The sequence below is a fragment of the Litchfieldia salsa genome (assembly GCF_900104555.1).
Taxonomy (GTDB): Bacteria; Bacillota; Bacilli; order Bacillales; family Bacillaceae_L; genus Litchfieldia; species Litchfieldia salsa.
This window is the reverse complement of sequence record NZ_FNJU01000002.1, coordinates 310,581-337,002: the sequence shown is the minus strand read 5'-3', so window position 1 is coordinate 337,002 and position 26,422 is coordinate 310,581. Positions and strand designations below refer to the sequence as shown.

Annotated in this window: 28 protein-coding genes and 1 riboswitch; of the genes, 19 read left to right on the top strand and 9 right to left on the bottom strand. The window is 34.5% G+C overall.

Translation table 11 applies throughout. The features are described from left to right. Positions 1 to 389 precede the first annotated feature (389 nt). From BLQ56_RS05505 to BLQ56_RS05470, 9 genes are all read left to right on the top strand, one after another. Positions 390 to 1,922, top strand: coding sequence for an NADH dehydrogenase subunit 5 (locus BLQ56_RS05505; protein ID WP_090850756.1), 1,533 nt, complete (start codon positions 390 to 392; stop codon positions 1,920 to 1,922). Next, positions 1,922 to 4,546 carry a DUF2309 domain-containing protein gene (locus BLQ56_RS05500; RefSeq protein ID WP_090850754.1) on the top strand — a complete coding sequence of 875 codons (2,625 nt, stop codon included), beginning with the start codon at positions 1,922 to 1,924 and terminating at the stop codon, positions 4,544 to 4,546. The genes BLQ56_RS05505 and BLQ56_RS05500 overlap by 1 nt, the downstream gene beginning before the upstream one ends. Positions 4,547 to 4,576: 30 nt before the next feature. Then, positions 4,577 to 4,867, top strand: coding sequence for a DUF6407 family protein (locus BLQ56_RS05495; RefSeq protein WP_090850752.1), 291 nt, complete (start codon positions 4,577 to 4,579; stop codon positions 4,865 to 4,867). Positions 4,868 to 5,345: 478 nt separating this feature from the next. Next, on the top strand, positions 5,346 to 6,122 hold the full coding sequence (locus BLQ56_RS05490) for a C39 family peptidase (protein WP_090850750.1): 777 nt from the start codon (positions 5,346 to 5,348) through the stop codon (positions 6,120 to 6,122). A gap of 145 nt (positions 6,123 to 6,267) precedes the next feature. After that, the gene (locus BLQ56_RS23325) at positions 6,268 to 6,420 is read left to right on the top strand and encodes a hypothetical protein (RefSeq protein WP_175490189.1); all 153 of its coding nucleotides are present in this window, start codon (positions 6,268 to 6,270) and stop codon (positions 6,418 to 6,420) included. A 169-nt stretch (positions 6,421 to 6,589) separates the two neighbouring features. Beyond that, a complete protein-coding gene (gene pgmB / locus BLQ56_RS05485; protein ID WP_090850748.1) occupies positions 6,590 to 7,267 on the top strand; it encodes a beta-phosphoglucomutase in 678 nt (225 codons plus the stop codon). Between the two features lie 74 nt (positions 7,268 to 7,341). Beyond that, positions 7,342 to 8,130 carry an ABC transporter ATP-binding protein gene (locus BLQ56_RS05480; protein ID WP_090850746.1) on the top strand — a complete coding sequence of 263 codons (789 nt, stop codon included), beginning with the start codon at positions 7,342 to 7,344 and terminating at the stop codon, positions 8,128 to 8,130. A 36-nt stretch (positions 8,131 to 8,166) separates the two neighbouring features. Then, the gene (locus BLQ56_RS05475; protein ID WP_090850744.1) at positions 8,167 to 9,132 is read left to right on the top strand and encodes a bile acid:sodium symporter family protein; all 966 of its coding nucleotides are present in this window, start codon (positions 8,167 to 8,169) and stop codon (positions 9,130 to 9,132) included. A 115-nt stretch (positions 9,133 to 9,247) separates the two neighbouring features. After that, complete coding sequence (locus tag BLQ56_RS05470; RefSeq protein ID WP_090850742.1) at positions 9,248 to 10,006, top strand: hypothetical protein; 759 nt, start codon at positions 9,248 to 9,250, stop codon at positions 10,004 to 10,006. Between the two features lie 103 nt (positions 10,007 to 10,109). Here BLQ56_RS05470 and BLQ56_RS05465 read toward each other — a convergent pair whose 3' ends face one another. After that, positions 10,110 to 11,096, bottom strand: coding sequence for a Gfo/Idh/MocA family protein (locus BLQ56_RS05465; RefSeq protein ID WP_090850740.1), 987 nt, complete (start codon positions 11,094 to 11,096; stop codon positions 10,110 to 10,112). A 208-nt stretch (positions 11,097 to 11,304) separates the two neighbouring features. Here BLQ56_RS05465 and BLQ56_RS05460 point away from each other — a divergent pair, with 208 nt between their 5' ends. The 3 genes from BLQ56_RS05460 (at position 11,305) to BLQ56_RS05450 (ending at position 12,928) form a co-directional block, all read left to right on the top strand. After that, complete coding sequence (locus BLQ56_RS05460; protein WP_090850738.1) at positions 11,305 to 11,730, top strand: hypothetical protein; 426 nt, start codon at positions 11,305 to 11,307, stop codon at positions 11,728 to 11,730. Between the two features lie 75 nt (positions 11,731 to 11,805). Beyond that, positions 11,806 to 11,849: riboswitch (PreQ1 riboswitch) on the top strand. Between the two features lie 49 nt (positions 11,850 to 11,898). Continuing rightward, positions 11,899 to 12,444 (top strand): VUT family protein, encoded by a 546-nt coding sequence (locus BLQ56_RS05455; protein WP_090850736.1) that lies wholly within the window; start codon positions 11,899 to 11,901, stop codon positions 12,442 to 12,444. A gap of 196 nt (positions 12,445 to 12,640) precedes the next feature. Next, positions 12,641 to 12,928, top strand: coding sequence for a hypothetical protein (locus BLQ56_RS05450; protein WP_090850734.1), 288 nt, complete (start codon positions 12,641 to 12,643; stop codon positions 12,926 to 12,928). Between the two features lie 108 nt (positions 12,929 to 13,036). On the opposite strand, the gene BLQ56_RS05445 is transcribed toward BLQ56_RS05450, so the two are convergent. Together BLQ56_RS05445 and BLQ56_RS05440 are read right to left on the bottom strand one after the other, a co-directional pair. Beyond that, a complete protein-coding gene (locus BLQ56_RS05445; protein ID WP_090850733.1) occupies positions 13,037 to 13,759 on the bottom strand; it encodes a DUF421 domain-containing protein in 723 nt (240 codons plus the stop codon). Then, positions 13,759 to 14,454 (bottom strand): gamma carbonic anhydrase family protein, encoded by a 696-nt coding sequence (locus tag BLQ56_RS05440; RefSeq protein WP_090850731.1) that lies wholly within the window; start codon positions 14,452 to 14,454, stop codon positions 13,759 to 13,761. Before BLQ56_RS05440 ends, BLQ56_RS05445 begins: the two co-directional genes overlap by 1 nt. A 179-nt stretch (positions 14,455 to 14,633) precedes the next feature. Between BLQ56_RS05440 and BLQ56_RS05435 the strand changes: the two genes are divergently transcribed. After that, a complete protein-coding gene (locus BLQ56_RS05435; RefSeq protein WP_090850729.1) occupies positions 14,634 to 15,875 on the top strand; it encodes an HD domain-containing protein in 1,242 nt (413 codons plus the stop codon). Positions 15,876 to 15,946: 71 nt separating this feature from the next. Here BLQ56_RS05435 and BLQ56_RS23745 read toward each other — a convergent pair whose 3' ends face one another. Both BLQ56_RS23745 and BLQ56_RS05425 read right to left on the bottom strand, forming a co-directional pair. Next, on the bottom strand, positions 15,947 to 16,087 hold the full coding sequence (locus BLQ56_RS23745; RefSeq protein ID WP_090850727.1) for a YjcZ family sporulation protein: 141 nt from the start codon (positions 16,085 to 16,087) through the stop codon (positions 15,947 to 15,949). A 60-nt stretch (positions 16,088 to 16,147) separates the two neighbouring features. Further along, positions 16,148 to 16,231 (bottom strand): YjcZ family sporulation protein, encoded by an 84-nt coding sequence (locus BLQ56_RS05425; RefSeq protein ID WP_090850726.1) that lies wholly within the window; start codon positions 16,229 to 16,231, stop codon positions 16,148 to 16,150. Between the two features lie 166 nt (positions 16,232 to 16,397). Between BLQ56_RS05425 and recQ the strand changes: the two genes are divergently transcribed. Both recQ and BLQ56_RS05415 read left to right on the top strand, forming a co-directional pair. Then, entirely contained in the window at positions 16,398 to 18,182 is a 1,785-nt protein-coding gene (gene recQ / locus BLQ56_RS05420) for a DNA helicase RecQ (protein ID WP_090850725.1), read from the top strand. A gap of 107 nt (positions 18,183 to 18,289) precedes the next feature. Next, complete coding sequence (locus tag BLQ56_RS05415; RefSeq protein ID WP_090850723.1) at positions 18,290 to 18,808, top strand: spore coat protein; 519 nt, start codon at positions 18,290 to 18,292, stop codon at positions 18,806 to 18,808. A 90-nt stretch (positions 18,809 to 18,898) separates the two neighbouring features. On the opposite strand, the gene moaA is transcribed toward BLQ56_RS05415, so the two are convergent. Then, on the bottom strand, positions 18,899 to 19,933 hold the full coding sequence (moaA, locus tag BLQ56_RS05410; protein WP_090850721.1) for a GTP 3',8-cyclase MoaA: 1,035 nt from the start codon (positions 19,931 to 19,933) through the stop codon (positions 18,899 to 18,901). Positions 19,934 to 20,305: 372 nt separating this feature from the next. Between moaA and BLQ56_RS05405 the strand changes: the two genes are divergently transcribed. Then, complete coding sequence (locus BLQ56_RS05405) at positions 20,306 to 20,704, top strand: DUF1540 domain-containing protein (RefSeq protein WP_238457178.1); 399 nt, start codon at positions 20,306 to 20,308, stop codon at positions 20,702 to 20,704. Further along, the gene (locus BLQ56_RS05400) at positions 20,694 to 20,942 is read left to right on the top strand and encodes a MerR family transcriptional regulator (RefSeq protein ID WP_090850717.1); all 249 of its coding nucleotides are present in this window, start codon (positions 20,694 to 20,696) and stop codon (positions 20,940 to 20,942) included. The genes BLQ56_RS05405 and BLQ56_RS05400 overlap by 11 nt, the downstream gene beginning before the upstream one ends. 145 nt (positions 20,943 to 21,087) lie before the next feature. Here BLQ56_RS05400 and BLQ56_RS05395 read toward each other — a convergent pair whose 3' ends face one another. Beyond that, on the bottom strand, positions 21,088 to 21,372 hold the full coding sequence (locus BLQ56_RS05395; protein WP_090850715.1) for a hypothetical protein: 285 nt from the start codon (positions 21,370 to 21,372) through the stop codon (positions 21,088 to 21,090). 173 nt (positions 21,373 to 21,545) lie between these two features. On the opposite strand from BLQ56_RS05395, the gene BLQ56_RS05390 reads away from it, so the two are divergent. Beyond that, positions 21,546 to 21,956: a VWA-like domain-containing protein gene (locus BLQ56_RS05390; RefSeq protein WP_090850713.1), complete on the top strand. Its 411-nt coding sequence runs from the start codon at positions 21,546 to 21,548 to the stop codon at positions 21,954 to 21,956. A gap of 357 nt (positions 21,957 to 22,313) precedes the next feature. Here the strand turns inward: BLQ56_RS05390 and BLQ56_RS05385 are convergent, their stop codons facing one another. Next, positions 22,314 to 23,366: an FUSC family protein gene (locus BLQ56_RS05385; protein WP_090850711.1), complete on the bottom strand. Its 1,053-nt coding sequence runs from the start codon at positions 23,364 to 23,366 to the stop codon at positions 22,314 to 22,316. Positions 23,367 to 23,440: 74 nt separating this feature from the next. Further along, complete coding sequence (locus BLQ56_RS05380; RefSeq protein ID WP_238457177.1) at positions 23,441 to 24,508, bottom strand: AbrB family transcriptional regulator; 1,068 nt, start codon at positions 24,506 to 24,508, stop codon at positions 23,441 to 23,443. 594 nt (positions 24,509 to 25,102) lie between these two features. On the opposite strand from BLQ56_RS05380, the gene BLQ56_RS05375 reads away from it, so the two are divergent. Further along, positions 25,103 to 26,386, top strand: a complete 1,284-nt coding sequence (locus BLQ56_RS05375) for an ATP-binding protein (RefSeq protein ID WP_090850709.1) — start codon at positions 25,103 to 25,105, stop codon at positions 26,384 to 26,386. Positions 26,387 to 26,422: the final 36 nt, after the last annotated feature.

Below are 26,422 nucleotides of genomic sequence, written 5' to 3'. Positions count from 1 at the left end.
AGGGAGAAATCAATTTGATCAGTAATGTTAAATTTAAATCTTTTTGGATATTTAAAATAGGGTTTATTAATTGACAGTTTTTTTAATTCGGTTTATCCTATAAGTAACTTAATAATCGGTATATTTCATAATCTATGGATTAGATTAGAGATATATCGATTTTTTTCCTTATGAGGGATTCGGAAAATTAATTACACCTATAAGAGGTAGCTCTTCAAAAAACATCATTTAAGTTAGTTGAAGTGAAACCGACAATTTTCAAAATTTCAATGATTTTAAATCATCATTGGAGTTTTAAAGTTGTCGGTTTTTTTATTGGCTTTTTTCTAAAAGATTGTTGAATTTTAACGAGTTATATAAGATACGTCATTAAGAAGGGGGAATTTTAAATGTTATTATGGCTGAGTTCGTCATCATTAGTAACCTTATTTTTTATTTTGCTTATTACATCAGTGCTAAGTGGTTTGTTATTTTTACACCCACGCGTACCCTTGAGTTTTGTTCGCATACATATCGGTGTCCTTGCTTTACCGGTACTGGTTTCCATATTGGCTCTTGCTAATCCCGCACTGAATGGAGTTGTTGGTCCCTGGAACCTTGATTCCTTAGCGTGGTTAATGGCTTTCTTTGTTCTATCAATTGGTTTAATTATTCAACGTTTTTCCATGCGTTACTTAATGGGTGATCGGTGTTATCGACTATATTTTCTGCTTTTTACATTCACTACTGGTGTTGCGTCAACTGCATGGCTAAGTGATGATCTACGCTTGATGGTTTTATGTTGGGGAGCAACTCTTGTCGGTTTAACCTTACTTATTAGGTTAAACCGTGGATGGAAATTAGCTAGTGAAGCATCCAAAATCTCTGGTCGTTTATTTACTTTAAGTTGGTTTTCATTATTAGTTGCGGTGATTTGGCTTTTTCAAGTGACAGGTCAATGGCAATTATCATTAGCTCTAACAGACGAAAATGTAGCTCTATTTGGAGCGTGGGAGAGAACAGGGACTAATTTGTTGATTGTATTAGCCGTAATCATCCCTGCAGCCCAATGGCCTTTCCAACGATGGTTAATTGAGTCTGTTGTTGCACCGACTCCTGTTTCTGCGATTATGCACGCAGGTTTAGTAAATGCAGGAGGGGTTTTGCTAACTAGATTCTCACTTCTATTTAACGGTGATGTAGCATCAATCATTTTACTTATTGTTGCAAGTATTTCTGTATTGATTGGATCTGGAATTAGTTTAGTCCAAGTTGACTATAAACGTCAGTTAGTGGGCTCCACGATTGGACAAATGGGCTTTATGCTCATTCAATGTGCATTAGGTGCATATATAGCAGCCATCATTCATCTTATTTTACATGGGTTGTTCAAGGCTACCCTGTTTTTACAGGCTGGTTCTGCAGTACGTCGTCTTGAAGTGTCTACTCGCGTTAATGATCGATCATCTTATTTATGGATCATTGTTGGACGAACCTTGGGCTTAATTGTAGGTGTTGCTTTTTGGTCCTTGGCTCCTGGAGAAGGTTATCAATTAATTAGTGCACTAATCTTAGGGTGGTCATTTTCTGTTTCTTGGACACAACTCGTAGCTTTTGGAGAGGGGAAAATGGGGCGAATTGCTGGATTATCATTTTTGGGTGGATCTGCCATTGTTTATTTTATCATTCATCACCTCTTCTATGAGTGGTTGCATACAACTGTTTACCAAAGTGTTCAACCTCCAATGTCAGTTGTTATCATTGTCTTATGCTTCTTATTATTCGGTAGTGCTATAGGTACTTGGGTCGCACGAAATCGTTCTTCTGCTTCCTTTTCATTGCTCTATCTTTGGTTAGTCCGATTAGGTGAAGCAAAAACAAAATCGGTAGAAAGTCATCCCACGTACCTTAAACAATATTTATCACAAGGAGGTAATCAGTGATGAGTAGAACATCTGTATTAACGTTAGAAAATGTAAAAAGTAAAGATAGAAATACTGATCTTCCAGAACGCGATATTGACGATCTAATTCAACTAGCTAGTCGGGTGATTGCACCACTTTGGCCAATCTCTACTTTTGCGGCACGTAATCCCTGGATGGGTTTTGAAACGCAATCTTTTGAACAGGTGGCAGATTGGTTAAAAAATATTCGTGATATTGATATCTATCCTTGTTCTTCTATGATCCTTTCGGCAAAAAGTAAAGGTGAGATCGATGAATCTTTTGTAGCTATGGGTCTACAGGACTGGCTTGATTCACATACGTTTAATGTCCCACGGAACGTGGCAGAGCGATTTTGTCATGCTGCACTAAAATTAGAACCATTACCTTCCGACCTTTTAACATCACATAAGTTGGATAAGTTTGTAGAGGAATTAAGTGGACTGAATACGGATCGTAACGAAAGTTCGCTAATCAAACCAATGAGTTCACATATAGAGAATCAGGATGGTGAAAGGTTAGTCGATATACTAGATCATCATGTCATCAAGTGGTGTAAATTATATCTTGATGATTCTCAGGCAGGATGGGCAATGCCAAATCGTGAGGAAGGTTTTTATAGTGCTTGGCAACGTCTCATTCAATATGATCCTGCCCTGAGTAAACATCAACGTAAACATTTGAAGAATTTGCCACAAGATGCACCTACTGCTTTAAAGAAAGCGTTATTCGAACTAGAGATTCCTGAACCTGAGATTCAGACTTATCTAGAGGGTCATTTGCTTTCCTTGCCTGGGTGGGCAGGAATGATGCTTTGGCGCTCCCGAAATTCGACCCATGAACATGCAATCCTAACAGACTATTTGGCAATTCGGATTACTTTGGAATGGGCTCTGATGCAACCTTATTTACCTTGTCCCAGACAACAATCTAAGATAAAGGTTTCAATTACTCCCCTTTTAGCTTCTTGGATTCATTGGGGGGGCCTCTCAATCGAGGAATGGTCTAAAATGTCTCAAGCTGAACAAAACGACTATTTAATATTTGCTTACAGGTTTGACGAGACGCTCTGCAGGAAGCTCTGGTTAGAAGCATGGGAACAAACACACACAGATCGATTAAGTCAGAAGATTAGCTCTAAGCAAAGTTATATCAAAAATGAAAAGTCTGTATTAGCCCAATTAGCATTCTGCATTGATGTACGCTCAGAACCTTTTCGTCGTCAAATTGAAAAAGAAGGTCCGTTTGAAACGATTGGAATTGCTGGTTTCTTTGGCTTGCCGATTGCAACTAATGAACTCGGGAGTAATCACAGTCATTCTTCCTTGCCGGTTATATTAAAGCCTCTGCACAAAATAACAGAGTCCACAGATGAATCAGAACTCAAATCATATCAACAACGTAAGAAAGCAGTTAATTCCTTAAGCTATACATTTAAAGCGATGAAACAGAATGTACTTGCGAGCTTAGTTTTACCTGAGATAAGTGGACCATGGTCAACCCTACAGATGATAGCCAGTAGTTTTGTACCTAGAAGAGCAAATCGGTTTATGCGTAACCTTCATGAGAATTGGCTTCGCAAACCTAAAACAAAGCTTTCAATCAATCAGGTCCACAACAACGAAGATGAGGTACCTGTTGGTTTTTCAGACGAAGAAAAAGTGAGTTATGCGAGTCAAGCACTAAAAATGATGGGGCTAACAGAGAATTTCGCACCATTAGTCGTAATATGCGGACATGGTAGTCAAAGTGCCAATAATCCTTTTGCTGCAGCGCTTGACTGTGGTGCCTGCGGTGGAGCAGCAGGTGGATTTAATGCAAGGGTTTTAGCTACTTTATGCAATCTTCCAGAGGTAAGAGAAAAGCTTTTTTATGAAGAAATAGAGATCCCAAAGGACACTGTTTTCATAGCTGCTGAGCATAAAACAACAGTAGATGAATTGCAATGGATTTATGTTCCTGAACTTTCTGAAGCTGCGAAAAAAGCGTTTGAACGTCTCGCGGCTGTTATGCCGAAAGTGAGCCATAATGCAAATACAGAACGTCTATCAAAATTACCGAATTTTCAATCTAAATTTATAAATCCAAACGCTGAGGCACACAGATTTGCTGAAGATTGGAGTGAAATCCGTCCGGAATGGGGATTAGCTCGAAATGCCGCTTTTATTATCGGCCAACGCGAACTAACTAAGGACTGTGACTTGGAAGGTAGAGCCTTCCTTCATAATTATGAATGGAAGCGGGATACTAGTGGTGATCTCTTAGGAAACATCATTGCAGGACCAGGAACGGTGACCCAATGGATTAATCTGCAATATTACGCATCAACGGTAGCTCCTCACTATTATGGCAGCGGAAATAAAGCAACTCAGACCGTAACAGCAGGACTTGGTGTTATGCAGGGGAATGCAAGTGATTTGTTGACAGGGCTACCATGGCAATCTGTGATGAAATCAGATATCGAGGCTTATCATTCTCCTCTTCGTTTGCTAATAGTCATTCAAGCACCTAATGAGTATATAGAACGGTTATTAAATAAAGATTCTGGGTTCCGAGAAAAAGTTAAAAATGGATGGGTTCGGCTTGCAAGTGTTGATCCAGAAGGACGTTGGAAAAACTGGTAATAGATCGTTATTTTAAAAGGAGAAGGTTTAATGGGTTCTAATTTAATTGATTTTGTAAATGAAGAAAAAAGTAAGATAAATAGTTTTGATTCTGGGAATCTTGAATGTATAAAAAGGATCATTAGAAAAGCAATTGATACTTATCATTTAAAATCTTATGAGGAAGTAGAGGAGACTGATATAGGCTCCATTAGATTTTTATATATACACTCTATTGTAGAAGAAAATCTTCTTTCCAAAATTGTAGAAGAATTAAGAAACAGTCAAGAAGATTTGAATATTGAAGGTGTATATGAAGGGTATGTTATTAGGACCTATTAATACACAACACCAACTTGTTCGATGTGATTTATGTTGGCTGTTTTCTCAAAGTTTGTTGTTTTAGACATAAACATTGAAACGGTAGTTACTAGCAGGCTGAATACACGTAGACTCCTGTGGGACCAGTGGCCAAAGTGAGACCCCACAGGAGCATGAGCGACGAGGAGGCTCACTGGTCACCCGCCGGACGCGGAGTGTATTCAGCCTGCGGCTTTAAAAGCAACAATCTATACGAAAACAGCCTTTATGTTAAACAATAATTGAATCATTCATTATATGGACTAATTCTCAGTACAGCGAGAATTGGTCCTTTAGTGTCTTGAATCGCACTTATATGAATAAATATCAAAAAGTAATAATACAATGTCATAGTCTTTCATATTTCTATCTTGCGAAAAATTAGATGTGTCTCCTGGCTCATAGGTAACTGAAATGTCGGCGTTTTTGACATCAAACCTTGATCCGAGAGGGGTAGGCTATGCTATTATTTAAGAATTTCATGTGGGGCTGTTCACTTCTTATGATGGCTTACTTTAGTTATATCGAAAAAGCTATAGATGAGAATAATGAGATTCAATTAGACGAAATGGTAAAGAAAGTTGAAAGAAGATCACTCAATATTAGTTATAAGGAGATAAATAATAAAATTTTGATTGACGCTCCAATTCTTACTCAATTTCCAGAATTAGATCGTGGCTGCGAAATAACAAGTCTGGCTATGCTTTTACAATTTGCAGGAATTAAGGTAGATAAGCTCACATTAGCTGAAGAAATACCGAAAGTTCCATTTAGTAAAGACGGGCATTATGGAGATCCAAATGAGGGCTTTGTAGGAGATATATATTCTTTTAGTCAGCCAGGCTATGCAGTTTATCATAAACCAATTGAGGATCTTGCCGAAAAATATTTACCAGGAAAAGTATTAAACCTTTCCGGGAGTAACTTTAACGAAATAAAGAATCAGTTATTAAAAGGAAAGCCTGTATGGGTGATTGTGACGAGCACATTTAATAAGTTACCTGATAGCGCTTGGGAAACGTGGAAGACAGCAAATGGAGATATTAGAATCACAATGAGGGAACACTCCGTTTTATTAACTGGTTTCGATGAGGATTTCGTTTATTTTAATGATCCATTTAAAACAGAGAAAAACAGTAAAATTGCAATTGACAAATTTATCGCAGGTTGGGAGCAATTTGGAAAACAAGCAATCTCGATAAAAGACTCAAATTTATTGGAAATTGTAGAACGTTAAGCGAACTTTAATCCGTCTATTAGGCGGATTTTATTTGTTTAAAGGTAGTTCGAAAATTCATTGTGAATAGATTGTATAGGGAAAGAGATAGTAATGATTGAGGGTCTATTAAGAGGCCTAACTTCAATTTTTTATAGGAGGAAATATGGTACAAAAAAATAATAAACAATACCAAATGCCAGATGCACTAAAAGAAAAAAAAGATTATGCATACCGTGTTGGATATGAGGCAACAACAGGAAATGAAACTTCCCCGGTAGATAATAACGCAGCAAAAACAACTAAGAATCAAGGCTAAATAACTGGCATTACTGTAGGGGGAGTGAGGTCGCTGCCCTTACAGTGTGTTAAAACCTGTTCGTTTGTCATCATAGGGGTTATTGTTTTGAGACAACCTCTTGCCTTCTTTACGAAGTTCATCCATATCGTTATTATTTATTTATGTCACATTTGAAAAAGGGGAGCCTATGTATATAAAAAAACTCCAAGCAGTAATATTTGATATGGATGGGGTAATTGTAGATACTGACCAAATATATCATAGCACTAATCAAGTGATTGCCGAAGAATTATCAATACCATTTACATACAACGATAGTGAAAAGGTAAAAGGAATACCACGAATGGAAATAATTGAACTAATGGTAAAGAGAACAGGGAAACATTTTTCTTTGGAAGAAAAGGAGAGGTTAGCGGCAAAAAAAAATACGACTTTTCTAGCCTTTATAGACTCCTTGGATGAAACATTTATACTCCCTGGAATTGTTCCATTTTTAGAAGAATTAAAGAAAAATCAGATAAAAATGGGTCTTGCATCTTCAAGCTCTAATCAGAAAACAGTCATTCAGAAGGTTGGATTAGGTCACTACTTCGATGTAATGGTTGATCCTAAGACCCTGTTAAAAGGAAAACCAGACCCCGAAATATTTCTTACAGCAGCAGATTCTTTAGGTGTTCCTTATAGAAATTGTGCTGCACTTGAAGACGGAGAAGCAGGTATGACAGCGATTCTATCAACTGACATGTTTTCTGTAGGGATTGGAAACGGATGCTCTCTTGTGAAGCAGTCAAACTGGCATGTTGAAAATACGAATGAGTTAACTTATGATGAGTTGAAAAGACGTTTCAATAGTTCTAATAGTTAGAATCCTTATTCGTTTATCATGTAATAATGATATGATAGTCAAATAGTTAAAAAGTACCTGAAAGGAGTCTGAATATGGTTTTTCGATTAGAGGGGGTTTCTCTAAAAAAGGATGGAAAATGGATACTACAAGATATCAATTGGAAAGTTAACAAAGGTGAGCATTGGACAATATTTGGGCTAAATGGTGCTGGAAAAACGGCTTTATTAAATCTCTTGAATGCTTATGAATTTCCAACCGAAGGCAAGATGGACGTATTAGGAAAAACCTTTGGGAAAAGTCCATTAGGAGAGAACCTAAGGATGAATATAGGGATGGTTTCATCCTCATTACAGCAGAAATTTTATCCTAGTGATAGTGCCTATGAGATTGTATTGAGTGGAAGTTTTGCTTCAATCGGTTTGTATCAGACGCCAACGGATGAAATGAGAGAGAAAGCCATATCGTTATTAAAAGAGCTAGGATGTATTGAGTATGCTGACAGAAATTATGAAACTCTATCACAGGGAGAGAAACAAAGAGTCCTAATTGCTAGGGCCTTAATGGCTGAACCTGACTTACTCATATTAGATGAACCAACTAATGGACTGGACTTTATTGCTCGAGAAAATCTTTTAGAAGCGATTGAGCAAATCGTTAGGAGGGCTGATGCTCCAACACTTTTATATGTCACACACCATGTTGAAGAAATTCTTCCTATTTTTACACATACGATATTATTAAGGAAAGGAAAGATTTTTTCTTCCGGATTAACACGGGAGATGATTTCTACAAAAATCTTATCCTCTTTTTTTGAATTACTTGTTGATATAGTATGGCAAAATGGACGTCCATTATTGTCAAAGAAAAAGACTAGGTGTTAGTGTTTGAATAAATAAGTAATCTAGGAGAATATTCAAGTGTTATTACGAATGAATAGAATGTTAGAAAAATACTTGCCTCTCATTACACCAGTGAGTTTGGCTTTAGGTGTGTTATTTAGCGCAGAACTAAAGGGGTTATCATACCTAATCCCGTGGATATTCGCATTTATTACTTTTACAGGGAGTTTAAGCTCAAGTTTTTCCTCATTAAAGAGAGTTATGACAACCCCCTTACCTTTGGTTATAGCCATGTTAATTCTACACGTGATCATGCCACTATGGGCTTGGGGAATTGGGCTAATAACCTTTCAAGAAGATATCTTTACAATGACAGGACTCATTCTTGGGATGATTATTCCAACCGGAATTACTAGTTTCCTATGGGTATCTATTTACAAAGGGAATATTGCTCTCACCCTATCCATTATTCTTATTGATACAATTTTATCACCTTTAATTGTTCCGCTTACTCTTTCCCTATTTGTAGGAGAAAAGGTAGAAATGGATGTTTTACATATCATGATGGGGTTGTTTGGTATGGTTGTTCTTCCTTCTTTGCTGGGTATGGTTTTAAATCAGTATACTAAAGGACGAATCAAAGAAGTATGGAGCCCTCGTTTATCCCCATTTTCAAAAATATGCCTAGGTATAGTTGTTATGATTAATGGATCGGTTGTTGCACCATACATACAAAAAATAGACTTTAAGTTGGCGGTCATTTCGATCGTTGTTTTAATAATCGCTTTTACTGGCTACTTATTTTCCTTTATTATTGGATTCCTTTTTAAAAGAGACAAAGAGACGATCATTGCTCTCACTTTTTCGGGTGGAATGAGGAATATTAGTGCAGGAGCTGTCTTGGCAGTTTCCTATTTTCCTGCGCCTGTTGCTGTTCCGGTCGTAATTGGGATGTTATTCCAACAGTTACTTGCCTCCTTTTTTGGGTTTGTGATAAACAGGTACTTTAAGACCCGAGAGATTAAAGAAATGAACGCAGCTTAGTAAGAGCTGGAAACTGTTTTATTCAATATTTGATATTTAAAGTATTTACATTAGTTAGTTTCACATTCCCTCTTTTTAAGAATATCTTATATGGAGATAGGGGAGTGAAACTAATATGTACATGCTTTTTAATGTGGAGAGATATGAAGATAAAATACGTATCGTTAAACAATCAGATACCGAGTTATTCAATATCTCTCTTTATATTGATCAATTTTATTTAGGTAGTATATCGTATTTAAACGACATGTCGTTGAATTTACCTTATAATTATGCGGATACTCTAATTATAAAGGCAGATATACTTTCAAATGGATATTTATATAGTTTAACAGAGCAACATCCTATTAGGCTTCGAAATCACCATGAAACAGCTGAAATTAGTTATAAACCTGGAGACATTCTTGTAGCATGTGATAATGTAAATGGGTTGCCCTATGGATACATGGGCCATTCAGTGATTGCGGTAGATTCTACACATGGGATTGAGGCGATCCCTATTCACCCAATTATTCGAAAAGTTTCTATTACCAGTTTCAAAAATGATCATCCAAAACATGTTGTCATACGGCCGAATTCATCAGACGTTGGGAAGAAAGCAGCTGAATATGCGAAAAAATATTTGGATGACTATAATAAAGAAGGAACGAAAAAACCAAAATTTAAATTCACTTTAAGTGAACCACTAGATGAGAATGAGTTTATTTATTGCTCCAAACTTGTTTGGATGGCGTATTATTTTGGAGCCGGGATCGAATTTAAAAATGACCACTTATGGTTCGCACCTGAAGACCTTTATACAAAATCTTTAGATCATCCCGATTTTGAAATTGTAGAAAGTCATCCTGATTTTGCCTTTAAAGTCGATTTATAATTGAAAAGGCAGTTCACAAAGAGGGGCCTCGTGAACTGCCTTTTTTAATTTGATAGAAAAATATAAAATTAGCTAATCTCTACTTCTTTACGCTTTTCTTACGTTATCGTTGATCTGCAGGGAAATGTAAACCAATTTGCTTTCTCGTTTCATCCAGCAATTGAAGAGTATGTAATGAATTAGTATAAGAATTAACAGATGATTCATATGTTTGATTTTTAATTAATTTAATAAACTCTTCTGTTTCATAATACATCGGAGGATGTTCATTTGGTATCGATATATCTTCAATGGTTCCATCTTTATAACGAATTTCAATGTGTTCTGGTGTATGAATCTTATCTATGATCATACTTGCATTTTCACCTTGAATTTCGGACGGAATATACGAATTGGTAATTTTAGAATACATAACAGAGCCTGTCATGTTTTTATATTTAAATAGAATACTTCCTTCCCCATCAACTCCAGATTCAAGCATAATCGCATTCGCTTTTACTTCATCAGGCTTACCAAATAAAACGACCATTGGATAGATTGTATAAACACCAATATCCATGATAGCACCATTAGAGAACTCAGGTTTGAATGCATTGAGGATCATCCCTGATTTGTAAGCATCATAACGTGATGAGTATTGACAATAGCCACCAAAATAATGACGAATTTCTCCGAGTTTATGTATATGTTTCTGTATATTTTTAAATGAAGGTAAAAGAGTGGTCTTAAGTGCCTCCATTAATAACACGTTATTATCCTTTGCCGTGCTAATCATACGTTTCAATTCATCTGAATTAGAGGCAATAGGCTTTTCGCATAAAACATGTTTACCGTTCTCTAAAAAAATCAAGGCTTGTTTCGAATGTAAAGAATTTGGGCTGGCAATATAAACTGCATCAATTGATTCACTTTGAGCCATTTCCTCCAAATCAGTAAAAATGGTAGATACTCTAAATTTAGAAGCGAATTCTTCGGCGCGTTCTTTAGTTCTTGAATAAACAGCAGCTAATTCAAAGTCTTGTATTTCAGATGCTGCATTAATAAACGATTCAGTAATCCAGTTAGTCCCGATTACTCCAAATCTGATCATAGTGTTATTCCTCCAAATTAAATTTTTAATAATAAATCATGATTTCCTATTATATCAAACAATGTAGACAGATTCATCTTGACTAACTTTTCGGTCGTTTTGTAAATTTTTAATATAAAGAGCTAGAATAATAGAAATAAATTGGAGATATTCTAAACATCATGTAAAATGAAATTTAAGAGTAAAAAGGTAGTAGGGGTGTATGAATATGTATAATGAGAGTCAACTGGTCACCGATTATAATGACGTTATTATTAATATGAAACAATTTAATAGAGATTTATTGGAGCAATTAGAAATAAAAGAGCAGTTACCACAATTTATGCACTGGTATTATATTCCCCATTTGAATTTATTTGGTCCAAGTAAATTTATTGGATATAAACAAATGGAAGCTGAACTCTATGAACGAATAAAAAAGAGACCTAGTGTGGAAACAAAAAGAGTACTAACTGAGTGGTTTTATCCTGTTCAAAGTGAAACGGTGGAAGAGTTGATTTTAAGAGATCAACTTAGAAGTTTATTAAACTTATGTGAAAAGAAACCTAGAGCAAATGCCGTATTTCATCTACCGAAAAATACAATCCTACTAGTACCAGATCGTCTAACTAATTACAGAACAAACAAAAAATAAATTTTCAAAAAATAAGTTACACATAAATTCGATGGTATAATGATAAAATGAATTAATTGAATTAAACCGCTTATAGCGGTAGAGGTTTTTAGCTACCCTCTTTAAAAAACTAAGGAGAAACAGTACTCTTTCTTAGTGGTGCTGTTTTTCTATTTGGAGGAAGGAAACATGAGATTATTTTTGTATTTAGCTTCAATCGTTTTAGCCAATGTTATAACAGCGAAATTCGCTCCACTTGCATTGGGAATTTTTCTAGTTCCAATGGGAACATTTTTAATAGGTGGAACATTTATTTTTCGTGATTTAGTTCAAAATAAATATGGTCGTAAAAAGACATATTTATTTATAGGGATTGCATTGATTTTATCAGCAATTGCTTCATTCTCGCTAGGAGATACATTACTTATAGTTGTGGCATCTGCTTTATCATTTGCAATAGCTGAAACAACTGATACTGAAATTTACACCCGACTTAAATTACCGCTTAGTTTAAGAGTCTTTTATAGCGGTATGGTTGGTGGACTGTTAGATTCGGTTATTTTTGTGTTAATTGGCCTAAGTCCACTAGGTGCTGGAATTATTCCATGGGAAGCTGTGCCAGCAGCGATTATGGGGCAGGTAATAGTAAAAACATTAATCCAAGCAATTGGTGCATTTATTGTTAGCCAATTGAAGAATAAATCTTTTGATCAGACAGTTTCTAAGGTGAGTTAATATGTGTCTGTAATATAAAGTGTTAGTCTCTTCAATGAGTTTCAGGGGAGCTAACACTTTTTCCATTCTATTTCAATTGAAAATGAAACCGCTTTTACATTTGTTTTTATAAAATAACTGAAAAAAATCAAAGTTTTTAGAGGATATTTGTTAGATATATCGAATCCTTTAACAAAAGGTAGAAGGAGGAGAGCAGATGATAATTAGAAGTTCAAGTGACATTGAAATGTTCATGAAAGATTTTAATCGATTTGCTGCCTACGATTCTTCAAAAAATATATACTATTTTGTTTTTCAAGACAAAGAACGTGGGGGACAACTGACTCTTATGCAGTCAGAAAACCAATGGTTATATCATGGTTTGGGTGAAGGCTATTGCGATCCAAAAGAAACAGCTCTAACTGTAGAAGAAAATCAAAAATTTGTTTGGCTGCACCGAAAAGCAATTAATAAAAGTATAAAAGATAGTTTAATTACAGCTTAAACATGATAAAGCTAAAGATGCTTGACCAGGTTTAAGAGACCCCTTAGTTGGAAACTAGAAGTAAACTAGTTCTATAGTAAAAACACAAGGGGTCAACCCTTTTAAGTGCTAATGAAGTATTGTAGGCTGTAAATCATTTGGATAATCAATTAGTGATATGTGTAATTTATTATCGGCTGTTACAGAAGCGAAGAAGATATCTTCAACTTGCAACCCTTTTCTTTGTAATTGTGCTATCAACCATTCATTATCTAGATTTAGTTTTTCTAATATCGAGGAATAGATTCTGCCTTCAACTAGAACAGGATAAGCAATCCCTGACTTCAATTTATTTAGTTTCAAATCTTCAATAGTGACATTTGTTTTCATAGGCTTCTTCTGCACAGTAAGATTGCCATTCGCTTCTATTATAGCAAGTGCCACATCCTCTGTATCAAAAACTCCATTTTCTCTAAGCATTGTTAATACATTATCTACAGAATACCTAATTTTCTTCATATTTTTCACTAAGAAGAACCCATCCCTAATGACAATAGTTGGTTCAAAGGTAATTAATTGACCAAACTTACGATACTTAATCGACGTTCCTTGAATGATTCGTTGAAGTATACCGATTGTAATAACTGCAGCGGCAGTAGGGATGTGATCAACACTAGGGTCGGCAATATCAGCCCCTACTAAAGAACCTAAAGTAATAATAATAATAAAGTCGAAAACAGGAAGTTCACCTATAGATCGTTTTCCAACAATAAGGGTTATGATTAACAATAATGGAATAATTGTAATGATTCTTCCTTGAACAAGAAGTATATCCTTAACCATTTCTATCATTATTGATCGTCCTTATATCCTTTAGCTAATTCAGTATTTACATTAACGACTTTGTTGTTAAATTTTGCATACTTATATTCAGGAGTTATCGTTGGCAAATTATCTGCTTCTTCTTGAGTAGTAATTACTTTTCCTGCAGAAACATATCGTCCAGCGGGAATCGTTACTCCTATTACTTTCGCACCTGGCTCAATAACCACTTTTTCATTAACTAAAGAATCAAAGACCAAGCTTTGCATCCCAACAAATACATCTTTTCCAATTTTAGCAGGACCGTGAATTTGACATTGATGAGCTAATGAAACACGATCACTAATATAAATTGAATAGGGATTGCCGTTATGATAGACAGAATTCTCGAATAAGACACTCGTATATTCGAAATTCTTAAGACCGTGTAATACAACGCCATCTTGTACATTACACTTATCTGAGATGTGAATCCTCAATCCCTCATCACCTCTAATCGAAGAAAAAGGACCTATAAATACATCTTTTCCAATATTAACTTGTCCAATAATAGAAGCAAATGGATGTACATAAGTTGATGAATCAATTACTGGACTATCTTTGTGTAGATTAAATGTAGTTTGAGTGTTTTTTTTGATATTCCCAGCGATTATACTTTTATCAATGATCTTCCCAACAACTGAAGCCACTGTTAATCCAACCATTAATTTATTACTTGTTTTCATCAAAAACACCCTCCAATTTGTGTGATGATTTTCAAACCTTGATAATAGTATTATGGATATTTTTGTTCAATTTATGTACATCTTTGAGTAGGAGAGTATGATTCTGTTCATGTGTTTAAAATTTTAGTACACTTAGATAAGTAACGTTGATATTAAGAAAGAGAGTAGAGGAGAAACTAATGTCTGTTATAGAGTACTTTTATGGGCTTATTTCAACGGAAATCACCATGACCGCTGAAGAAAGGTCAAAAATATTAAAACAATTTCCAGTGCCTTCCCTATCAAAGACACCTGAGGGATTCTCAATTGACAACCAGGTTCATGGGGAAAGTTTTAATGAGGAAACATTCCTTTTAGTTGATTTCTCAATTGAAAAGACGCAGGGGTCTCAACCTAGACCTTACTTAAAATTGAGATTTTCTAATCATCTTGGTAGCTATAGTGCGAAAATATGGGATAATGATGGTGCAATTGATAAATACCATCCGTTACTACAAGAATATAGTGTATTTAAATTGTCAGGGAAGATTGAGGAGTTTAGAGGATTTAAATCAATGACTATTTATCAATTAATTCCTTGTGAAAACAATGAGGAGCCTTTTAATCTAATTTCCTCTACGCAACAGTCATTAGAGGACTTCACTGTCGAGCTTTTTGAGTATATAAATGAAATAGAGGAACCTTTTAAATCAATATGTATGGGAGCTATGGAACGGTTTTGGGATGAGTTTTGCATAAGGCCAGCAGCTATGGGCCATCATCATGCATACCTAGGAGGATTACTTAAACATACAGTTGGGCTCATGCGTCTTGCCAGGTATATAGTGAGGCAAGAGGCAAATCATTATAAAGCTGTAATTAAACTTATTAATCAGGTTGAGAAGGTGTATAAACAAGAATTATGGAAGGACCTTCAATCAGAGCAAGCGGGATCTAATTGGCGAAATCTTGTCTGGAAGGATTCTATAGATCATTTGTATACGATGTTTTATGGTATGAGCAAGTATAAAGAAAATAGCCCTAATTATTCATTAATTATATGCGCAATCCTCTATCATGACATGGGCAAATTACTCGAATACCATCATGTTGGGAAAGGTACTGAGGAGTTTAAATTTCTTTACCCTACTGCTGATCATTCTTCGCTTTCTAAGAGGAAAGCGACAGGAATAACAATGGATGAGTTAGGTGTGCTAATTGGGCACATTCCTTATGGGATGCTGCTTGTAAACAAAGTGATTGAAGTAGAAGATATTATAATTTCATTAGAGGATGTTCATGCTCTGCAACACAGTATTCTTGCTCATCATGGAAAATTAGAATGGGGAGCAAATATTGAACCCAAAACAGTAGAAGCTTTTTTAATTCATATTGTTGATTATCTGGATTCGAGATATGAAAGAACAGAAGAGATAAAGTAAATTAATAATAGAAAGCTATCCCATGAGTATTATAGACTCATGAGATAGCTTCTGTTAAACTATATTTTAATTTACATCCAAGAAGCGCCAACAATGATAAGAAGGATGAAAAGCACAACGATAAGTGCAAATCCTCCCATACCACCTGTAGTAGGTGCTGCAACTGGAGCTCCGTAACCATAAGCTAATCCTGTATTATATCCACAATGCATGAATAAATCTCTCCTTTTAATAATTATTTTTTATCTTCCATTTAATTTTGTCGATTCAATTTAAACAAATGCTGTACCAACAATGATTAACAAAATGAACAGCACGACGATTAATGCAAATCCACTTCCGTATGCGTGACTCATTCAATAACACCTCCTAACGTGTTATACATTCATACTATGGGATTGATTCAGAAATGTTTGGGTATTTGCCCTTTTTTCTAATAAATGATGAATTAGCCGTTCCAACGCTGTGGAGTAACTGGGAATTAAGGATAAGTTTATAATTTGAATTTTGAGGTGAGTTTAGTTGATTAATGAAGCAAAAAAGGTATTAAAAAACTATTTTGGATATGACTCTTTCAGGAAAGGTCAGGAAGAGATTATTAGTAATGTGATATTAAAAGTGCCAACCCTAGCAATAATGCCCACTGGGGGTGGTAAATCTCTATGCTATCAGGTACCAGGTATGATTTCTGATGGTGTTACCTTGGTAATTAGTCCATTAATTTCGTTAATGAAAGACCAGGTAGATGCTCTAAATGATAATGGAATACCATCAACTTATATTAATAGTTCACTATCCTCATTAGAGATTGAAGATCGAATAAATGATGCGAAATTAGAAAGATATAAATTTATATATGTAGCACCAGAAAGATTAGAATCAAGAGCATTCCGCCAACTTCTTAAAGAGTTACCAATTAAGATTATTGCCATTGATGAAGCCCATTGTATTTCTCAATGGGGGCATGACTTTAGACCAAGTTATAGAAATATTCAAATGGTGATCAATGAATTACAGAATCAACCGACTATCGTAGCTCTAACAGCAACAGCCACAAGAGAAGTGATTTCCGACATATGTAACATTTTAGATATCCCAATTGAGCATGTATTTGTTACAGGTTTTACAAGAGAAAATTTATCATTTACTCTTGTAAAAGGCGAGAATAAACGTGATGTTATTCTTAGATATTTAGAAAGAAATCAAGGACAAGCTGGTATTATCTATGCATCAACAAGAAAAGAAGTCGACCAGCTTTATCAGTTTTTGAAAAAAACGGGCTATTTAGTTGGTAAATATCATGCTGGAATGACTGAAGAAGAAAGATATAAAGCACAGGAAATGTTTTTATTTGATCGAATTACCATTATGGTTGCTACGAATGCATTTGGTATGGGAATTGATAAATCGAATGTAAGATATGTCATTCATCATAATCTTCCAAAGAATATTGAAGCTTATTACCAAGAGGCTGGTAGGGCAGGTCGAGATGGAGAACCAGGAGAATGCTTATTGCTCTTTAATCCTCAGGATGTTCAACTTCAGAAATTCCTTATTGAACAATCAAGTATGAATGATCATGTAAAAACATTCGAATACAAAAAACTTCAACAAATGATTGATTATTGTCATACCGATAAATGCCTTCAGCAATATATTCTTGCTTATTTTGGAGAGGATAACCAAACATATAGATGTGGAAAATGTCTTAATTGTACAGATCAACGAGAAAAGCATGATATGACTACTGAGGCTTTGATGATCTTTTCTTGCATAAAGAGGATGAATGAACGATTTGGTAAAACGCTTGTAGCACAAGTGTTAAAGGGCTCAAAAAATAAAAGGATTACACAATTTAATTTTATGAAACTTTCAACTTATGGACTTCTGAAAAACAAAACAGAAAAAGACATTGTTGATATGATTGATTTTCTTGCTGCCGAAGGATACATTGAATTAACGTCTGGACAATATCCTGTTTTAACTCTAGATAAAAAGGCATATTTAGTTTTTAAAGGTGATTTACAAGTTATTAGAAAAGTACAGATGAATCAGCGTCAGCTTGTAGAGGATAACCAACTATTTGAGGAATTAAGAGCATTGAGAAAGCAAATTTCGGAAGAAGAAAATCTCCCTCCATACATTGTTTTTTCTGATCGTACGCTACGAGAGATGAGTCAAGTTTGTCCGAGGGAGAAAAAAGATATGCTTGAAATTAAGGGAATTGCTGAAATGAAGTTTGAACGTTACGGAATTAGGTTTCTCGAGAGAATAAAGAAATATCTCGAAGGTTCTGAAGGAGTATAATAATCATATTAGATTTGGTAAGAAGCCTATTTTTATTGGACAATTGGCCACTTCTGTTACTTCTGAATATAAGTGTAAAGACTTATTCACATGAGGAGGAACAAAGGATGAATTATTTACCAAATTCAAATTATAGCGTGGAACAACGTCAAAAAACATTAGCGTACCATGAAACTTTAGAACTTCATGAGCTAGTGGCATTCCAATCTAATGGTTTAATGAAGTTAAAAATGGCAGTTGGGAAAATAAAATGTAGTACCTTAAAGGGAATCTATTTAAAAATGATCAATGATTTGGAAACAAATTTAAACGAACTACTGGTTTTTTACCCAATGACACCTAGGAATAACAGCGACCAAACGTCTGATTGGGATAAAGCTTTTTATGCTGGAGATTTATTAGGATTCTTAAAGGCATCTGTGAGAAATTATGCAATTGCGATTACTGAAACAGCCACTCCTGAATTAAAGGCTGTGTTAATTAAGCAATTACAAAGAGCAATTAAAGGTCATACCCAAGTATTCAATTATATGTATCAACGTGGCATGTATCCTGCATATGATTTAGGGCAATTATTAAATAATGATGTTATGCTAGCAAAACAAGCTTTATCAATGAGATATTAACAGATTTCATCATAAAAAAGAGGATGTCCCATTAGTAACTAGCGCTTATGCTTTGGGAGATCCTCTAGTTATTGCCCCCCTTAGAGTATCTTATCCTCCGATCTGAGACATCTCAATTTTTTCTCTTTTTTTGTTTTCTTTTAGATAAGAGTTTCTGTCGATGGAATATTGGTCATTTCTACTACCCCAAATAGTAGATAAGAGGTTAATTAATTGTTTATCTGAAAAGCCTGAACGAAGAGGTTCACGTAAATCATGTCCATTTGAAGCAAATAGGCAAGTAAAAAGCTTTCCTTCTGCCGAGAGTCTTGCTCGATTACATGTTGAACAAAATGCATCAGTCACAGATGATATGACACCTATTTCGTCTGAAGATCCTATATATCGGTATCTTGTCGCAACTTCACCTGTATAGTTAGGGTCAATGGGCTCAATGGGCATTACAGAATGAATATCTTCTATTATTTGCTTTTTAGGATAGACATCCTTTAAATTCCATTGATTAGAATTACCTACATCCATAAATTCTATGAACCGAAGCGGATGGCCTTTCTTTCTGAAGAATTTAGCCATAGGTATAATTTCGGTTTCATTAACTCCCTTTTGAACAACCATATTTATCTTTATACCCAACCCAGCCTCTTCTGCTGCTGAGATACCTGATAAAACTTCCTCAACTTTTACACCTCTACCGTTCATCTTTCCAAAGATTTCATTGTTTAAAGAATCAAGACTAATCGTTACTCGTGATAGTCCTGCTTTTTTAAGGTCTTTGGCATGTTTGGATAAAAGGGAACCATTTGTTGTCATCGCAATATCTTCTACACCTTTTATTGATGATAGCATTTGAATTAACGTTGATAACTCCTTGCGCATAATTGGTTCTCCTCCAGTAATACGCAATTTCTTCACTCCAAATGAGTCAACAAATAATTTAGCGAGCTTATAAATTTCTTCAAAGGAGAGAACTTCATTTTTCTTTAAAAATGGAAAATCAGGACCAAATATTTCAGCGGGCATACAGTATTGACATCTAAAATTACATTTATCTGTCACAGATATTCTTAAGTCACGTAATGGACGATTTAGCTTATCCAGCAATGATTCATGATTTAGTTCTTTCATAAAAACACATCCCTTAATTTAAGAACAATAGTTTTTTTATTTTGATATTTAAATTACATAAGTTTCATAATAGCAGTTCTTGAAACATGATCTCGTGATTTAGGTCACTTTTTACTTTTTAGAAGTAAAAAACAAGTTCAATATAGTATTTTCTATTATACAACTGTTTCCTCACAGTTAAAATACATTTGATTTATGTAGGGAGAGGAAGTAAGGAGATTACTTCCTCGAAAGACAGAGTAGGAGAAATGGTGACTAGCACCTTGCTTTATCTTATGTTTATGATCGTATTTGTTGTAGTGCATGTACCTCTAATGATTTAGCACATTTTTTAAACAGGTTTTTGGGTAACCTATTTTAGAGGTGATGAAAATGAATCCAAATGTTAAATGTAATGTGAATACATGTACACATTATCTATACGGTGACAGATGTGGTGCAGCAAATATTGATATTCTTCATGAACAAGAAACACAAATGTCAGAAATTGTTGATCAAACAATGTGTAAGACATTTCATGATGCTAAAAACGTATGGAGTTACTTAGGTTCTGCCGATAATATTAATGTTTTAGGAACGGCAGCGGGTTTGGTAAACCCAGAATATCAAGTAAATCCGAACGTAATGTGCAGTGTATCTAGTTGCAAATATTGGGGTGAAGGTTCAATCTGTATTGCAGAAGCAATCGAGGTTAATGGGATGAACAGTAATGAATGTCAAGATACCAACTGTCAAACCTTTGTGTTGAGGAGTGATTCATATGGAATATAAAATGCATGTGAAGGAAATTGATGATTACACAGATTACCCAATAGATGTATTGATGGGACTTACCGGATTAGGGAAAAATACCATTGAAAAGCTAATTAATGAGGGCAAATTAACAGGAATAGATAAAAATGGGTTGACTACTATTAATGGCAAGGAGTTTTTGGAATGGTCTTCCTCGGTTAATCAAACCATTGATGTGGAAAAAACATACTATTCAAAAATGAAAGTTGATGAATAAATAGTCCGGATTCCGGGCTTTTTTGCTTGGGGCATAAAAAAACCGCCCACATCCGAACTGGTTAGTCCCGCAACGAAGCGTCTTTTGGTAGTGGGCGGCTAAATATAGTTTATGTTTTTTTTGAAAAAATATGTGTGCAAGATATTTAAATCATTAACTCGTTAACATTATTGTAGTAATTATAATGATTTACATTATTTAATGACGGTAAGTCATCAACATTGTTCTTTACTAAATCATCTGTCTTTATGTCATAATCTTGGTGGGCAGACGGTACTTCAGTTTTTTCCCAAGACCAGGAAAAACCGGTCAGGCTGACGTTTCCTTCTTCTGTTAGTTCAATTTCGTAGGGGATATCATTAATGGTTATGATTCCTTTATCTCCGTTAGCTTTTACAAGATTAAGTAGTTTTTCTTTAGTGACAAGCATATTGTATCCCTCCATTTTATTTAGCATTTGGTCATTAGGTGTAAAGAATGTACAAAGAAAAAATTATAATTTGGTAGGCCTACTATTTCTTTCCTCGCAATTTATGATAATTCCACTAAATTAAAGGGTACAATAACCTTGCCCTAGAAAAACATAATGAGGAGGTCAACAAGATGAGATGGCAAAGGTCTTTACTTACTATGTTAAAAGATCGTAAAGATAAGAAGGTAGCTTTAGCAATAGATACTTCAAGTAATCAAGTAAGGTCAATCCTGATTAATAATATTGTTACATTTTTTGGAGAAATGAATCCAGAATCATTACTTGTACAGGCGGATTATAAAATTAGAGAGGTATCACCTATAAAGCAGGCGCCTCAGATAAAATATTTTACGCATGGTAAATCCTCATATACAGAAGTGTTTGAATGGGCAGAAAAAGAAAATATTGATAGTTTGTTCTATATAACAGATGTAACAGGTTACTTTTATGAAGAATTAAAAGTGAAAACGGAAGTATTTTGGCTTGTACCGGACGAATTTTTACCAAAGGTTCCATTTGGAAAAGCGATTATGGTTGCATAAGGGAAATAGCGGTGGTAAAACACCGCTATTAATTCACAAATTAGCCATAATGTAAGCGTTATCCGACGCTTTGGTATGTTATAGTAAGAATGTAAAGTGTTAGATAAAATAAATAACATCTTTGGTGGTTCAACCAGCTGAGTTTGAACGTAAAAATCCTGTGATATTTAGTAAACGCTTACTAATTTAGACTTAAATTGATTTGGTAAATCTTAATCAAGGATTGTTGTGGATTGAAGATGAATGGTTGGGCCACCCAAGATGTTAATTATATTTAATTAACTCTCCTATTTATTTAGACACCCATTTGCAATTATGCAAAGAGTGTCTTTTTTTTTTGCTCATTCAAAACCTAGTTCAAGCTTCTATTTTTGAACGACTTTCACTTGTATTTTGAGTTGATCTATTTGCTACTTCAATTATTAGATCATTAATTGTAATAATTTCAAACAAAATGATCATCTCCGGGACAAATCTTGTCCCAGAGTCGGTATATTGTTGTTTAGATCCTTTAGCTTCGATAAACAATTTATCTAATTCATTAATCAATAGAAGGTGGTTATTTGAAGTCGGACATAATGGATTCTTTAATACATTTGAAAGTGCTCTAACTCCAGTAATCACTTTTAATTCCTCTTTTTCACACCAAAACTTGCGATCGTTTGGAACGTTAAACAGATTTTGCATATGATTATGTATTTGTTTTAGTGTTTTAAGATGGTTGCATTCAAATTGAAATAGATCTTCTTCCTTTTTCGTAAATCGATGATATTTCCATTCCTCACGCTTATATTCACAAAGCACCAATGTATCTTTAATTGTTTTTTCAATCATGCTTAGCTGGGATTCTAGATGATTATATGTAAGTGTTCCTTTTACAAGGTTTGTTGATTGCTCAGATAGTATGATTGAACAATTTTCATATCCATCAAGAATGTTTTGAGTAATCCTCTTTGAATAATCAGGTGGTAAAATTAATAAATTGACAATTGTTGAAACAAATAGTCCTATAGTAGTTGTACCTAGTCTTGTGAAAAAGGCAAATAAATAATGATCTGGAGTAAAGGGTATCATGGTGACAGCAGTTAAAGTAGCAACAAGTATTCCGGCATCCAGTTTGAATTTATGACATAAAAATATCGTAAGAATTGCAGAAAGAGTATAAGTAATTGGAGCATCGCCTAAGAGAGACGCACATGTCATTGATATCCCAGCTCCTATTGCAGAAGCCGGTAATCTAACAATTCCCTTCCGTATCGAGTCTGATACGGTTGGTTCAATTGTTACAATCGCTGTTACCACCGCAAAAATTGAAGACAAACCAAGTAAATGACATATTGAAGCAGTTATAAATACCGCTAGTCCTGTTTTTAATATTCTACTTCCTAATAAATTAGTTAGTCTTTTCATCTAAATTCACTCAATTCTGGAGAGAAGTTACATTTGGTAGTATCGTCTAATTTATGAAAAATTATAGGAATAATTTAGACTGTTGTTTTAACGGTTTTATTTTCCGCCTTCCTAAACATGAATTTTAAGAAGCTCGGTACAACCAAGATAATAAATAAAAGTCTAATAAGTTGAAGTGCACTGACAACAGAAGAATCTGCACCTACACTTTGAGCTGTTAGTACCATCTCTACCATACCACCTGGAGCTAAACTTAGAATAGATGTAGATAACGAAAGCGTCGATAAGTTTGAAAATAGGTATCCAATACCAAAGGAAGTCAAAATTAATAGAAGTGTTAAAGCGAAATAATATCCCCCGTACTTACCAGCTAGTTTTAGATCTTTGATAGATATTTTATTACCCATACTCATTCCTACTGTTATTTGAGCAGCAATTAATAATATAGGTGCAAGATTAGGGAGTGGGATTCCTATAACACTTAAACTGGCAATTACGATAAGTGGGCCTAGTACGAATGCAGCTGGCAAAAGGTCTCTTATCAACCAACCGACTAGCATAGCTAACAAAAACCATCCATAATGAAGGAAGTTGCCTGTTTGAGTGATCGAGACAATCGGCTCAAATTGAACTGTATTAGAAGAAAACATATGTACAACAAGGAAAGGTACTGTAAACACAACAGTCAAAAGTCTAACCGTTTGAAGAATCGTTACCATCGCAGAATTGGCAGAAAGCGATTCACTCGCTGCTACCATTTCAGATAATCCCCCAGGTATGGACCCAAAGACACTAGTAATAGGATCTAACTCTATGAATTTTGATAAAATAATACTTATACCAATACTCACTATAAGTAATAATACGGTGGAAAGTAAAAAAGGGAAGATGTAAGGAATAATTGTTTCAATTGTACTATTGGTAAACGAAAGACCAAAGTAAATACCAATTAGCATCAATGCGATGTTATTAAAGACTATTGGAAGGTTGGTTGATTTTTTAGTAATGAGTTTCGTAAGCAGAATGACTGAAAGTGGTCCGAGAATCCAAGGAATGGGAAAAGACAAGAGGTAAAACAGAAAAGCTCCAAGAGAAGCGATAGAAAACATAAGCAGAACTTGAATTATTTTATTAGAAGTCATAGTATGTCGACCTTTCTAAGTAGAATATAAAAAGTTTATCATGAGTAAGACAATATTTCTATACACGAAACAACAAAGTGACTAGGTTGAGCAAAAGCTTTTCATCCAGACTTGAATTAACAAGTTTTCTTTTCAATATAGCCTACATTAATTTATATAAAAAAAGGAAGTTCTCATATGCTATTTGCACTTAGAGAACTTCCTGTTTATTAAGAGACACGAAATTAATCCGTAAATGTAATACATTATCATTACCAAATGGCCGCGGTAATGTTCCTTGGTAGCTGCTGAAATCCTTAAACAACGAAAGCCCTACCTCTCTCTCGTCCTAACGGCTCCGAAGCCGATCCAGTGTGAATAAGCTCATCTCAAGTACTGAGTGGAATGCCAAAATTTTAATTTGCAAATAATTCATATATGAAATGTAACATTACGTTTAAATTAAGAGTACAACAATTACTAATTATATAATCACTTTTGCATTTTGTCAAATGTGAGATATAATCGAGAGTATTGGTAATAATTATATGTAAAAAATGATAATCGGATCGAATGGAACGGTTAGCTTTTTTTAAACAAGTAAGTGGGTGTAAAATGAGGTTTATTTCAAAATATCTGGCACTAATATATTTAATAATAAGCTTTGTGTGGATTACATTAACAGACATGCTTATTAATAAAATTGAACAATCATCGCCTTTATATGAAAATTTACAATTTACTAAAGGGTTACTATTTGCAATTGTCACTGCTATATTAATTCATTTTATTATAAAAAAGCATAAAGCCCATAAACAGGCAGAAGAAAATGAAAACGAGTTATTAATTCTGATTAACTCGATGCCTGATTTTGTTAATTTCAAAGATGGTAAAGGAAGATGGTTAAAGGTTAATGACTTTGGTAAACAACTGTATGCTCTTGATGGGGTAGACTTTTACGGTAAAACTGATGCAGAACTGGTGAAGGTTGTTCCTTTTTTTGAAGAAGCATTTTTATACTGTATGGAATCTGATCAAAAAGCATGGGAAGCTGGTAAGCTTTCTCGGTGTGAAGAGTCTTTTGCAGCATTGTCTGGTGAGATTATGACCTTTGATGTAATAAAGGTTCCTTTATACGATGACTCCAATAATAGGAAGGGCTTACTAACAATAGGAAGAGATATTACACAACTAAAGGCTGCAGAATCAATGCTTCTAAGAAAGGAAAAATTGTCTGTTGTGGGAGAATTAGCGGCAGGAATCGCTCATGAAATCCGAAATCCATTAACTTCAATTAAAGGATTTGTACAATTAATGAAAGAAACGAAATCTACTCCTGAACAGCATGTTGATATAGTCTTGTCAGAACTCGATCGAATTAACCAAATTGTAAGTGAGATGCTTATTCTGGCAAAGCCACAAATGAAAATTTTTAATCCATTTAAACTAAAGAATTTAATTGAGCATGTAATTAAGCTAACATCTCATGAAGCCTTATTATATGGAATTGACATTACTATTAACGATAGAACAAAAGACCCTACTATGTATGGAGATCGTAATCAGCTCATTCAAGTTTTTATTAATATTATTAAAAATTCAATTGAAGCAATGCCTAAAGGTGGAAATATCATTATCTTGGTTGAACAAGAAGATCAAGAAATAGCTATTAGTATTAGTGACAACGGACCGGGAATTCCAGAAGAAAGACTTAACAAAATTGGTGAACCCTTTTTTACGTTAAAAGAGAAAGGCATGGGCCTTGGTCTGACCATTAGTAACAAAATTATTCATAATCATAAAGGGAAAATGCAAATTTTAAGTAGATTAGGAAAAGGGACAACAGTTAAAATTCTCTTACCTGTATATAAAATTCAACAAAAGGTAAAAAAAAGATAACTGATGTTATCTTTTTTTTATCATAATTAATTGTTC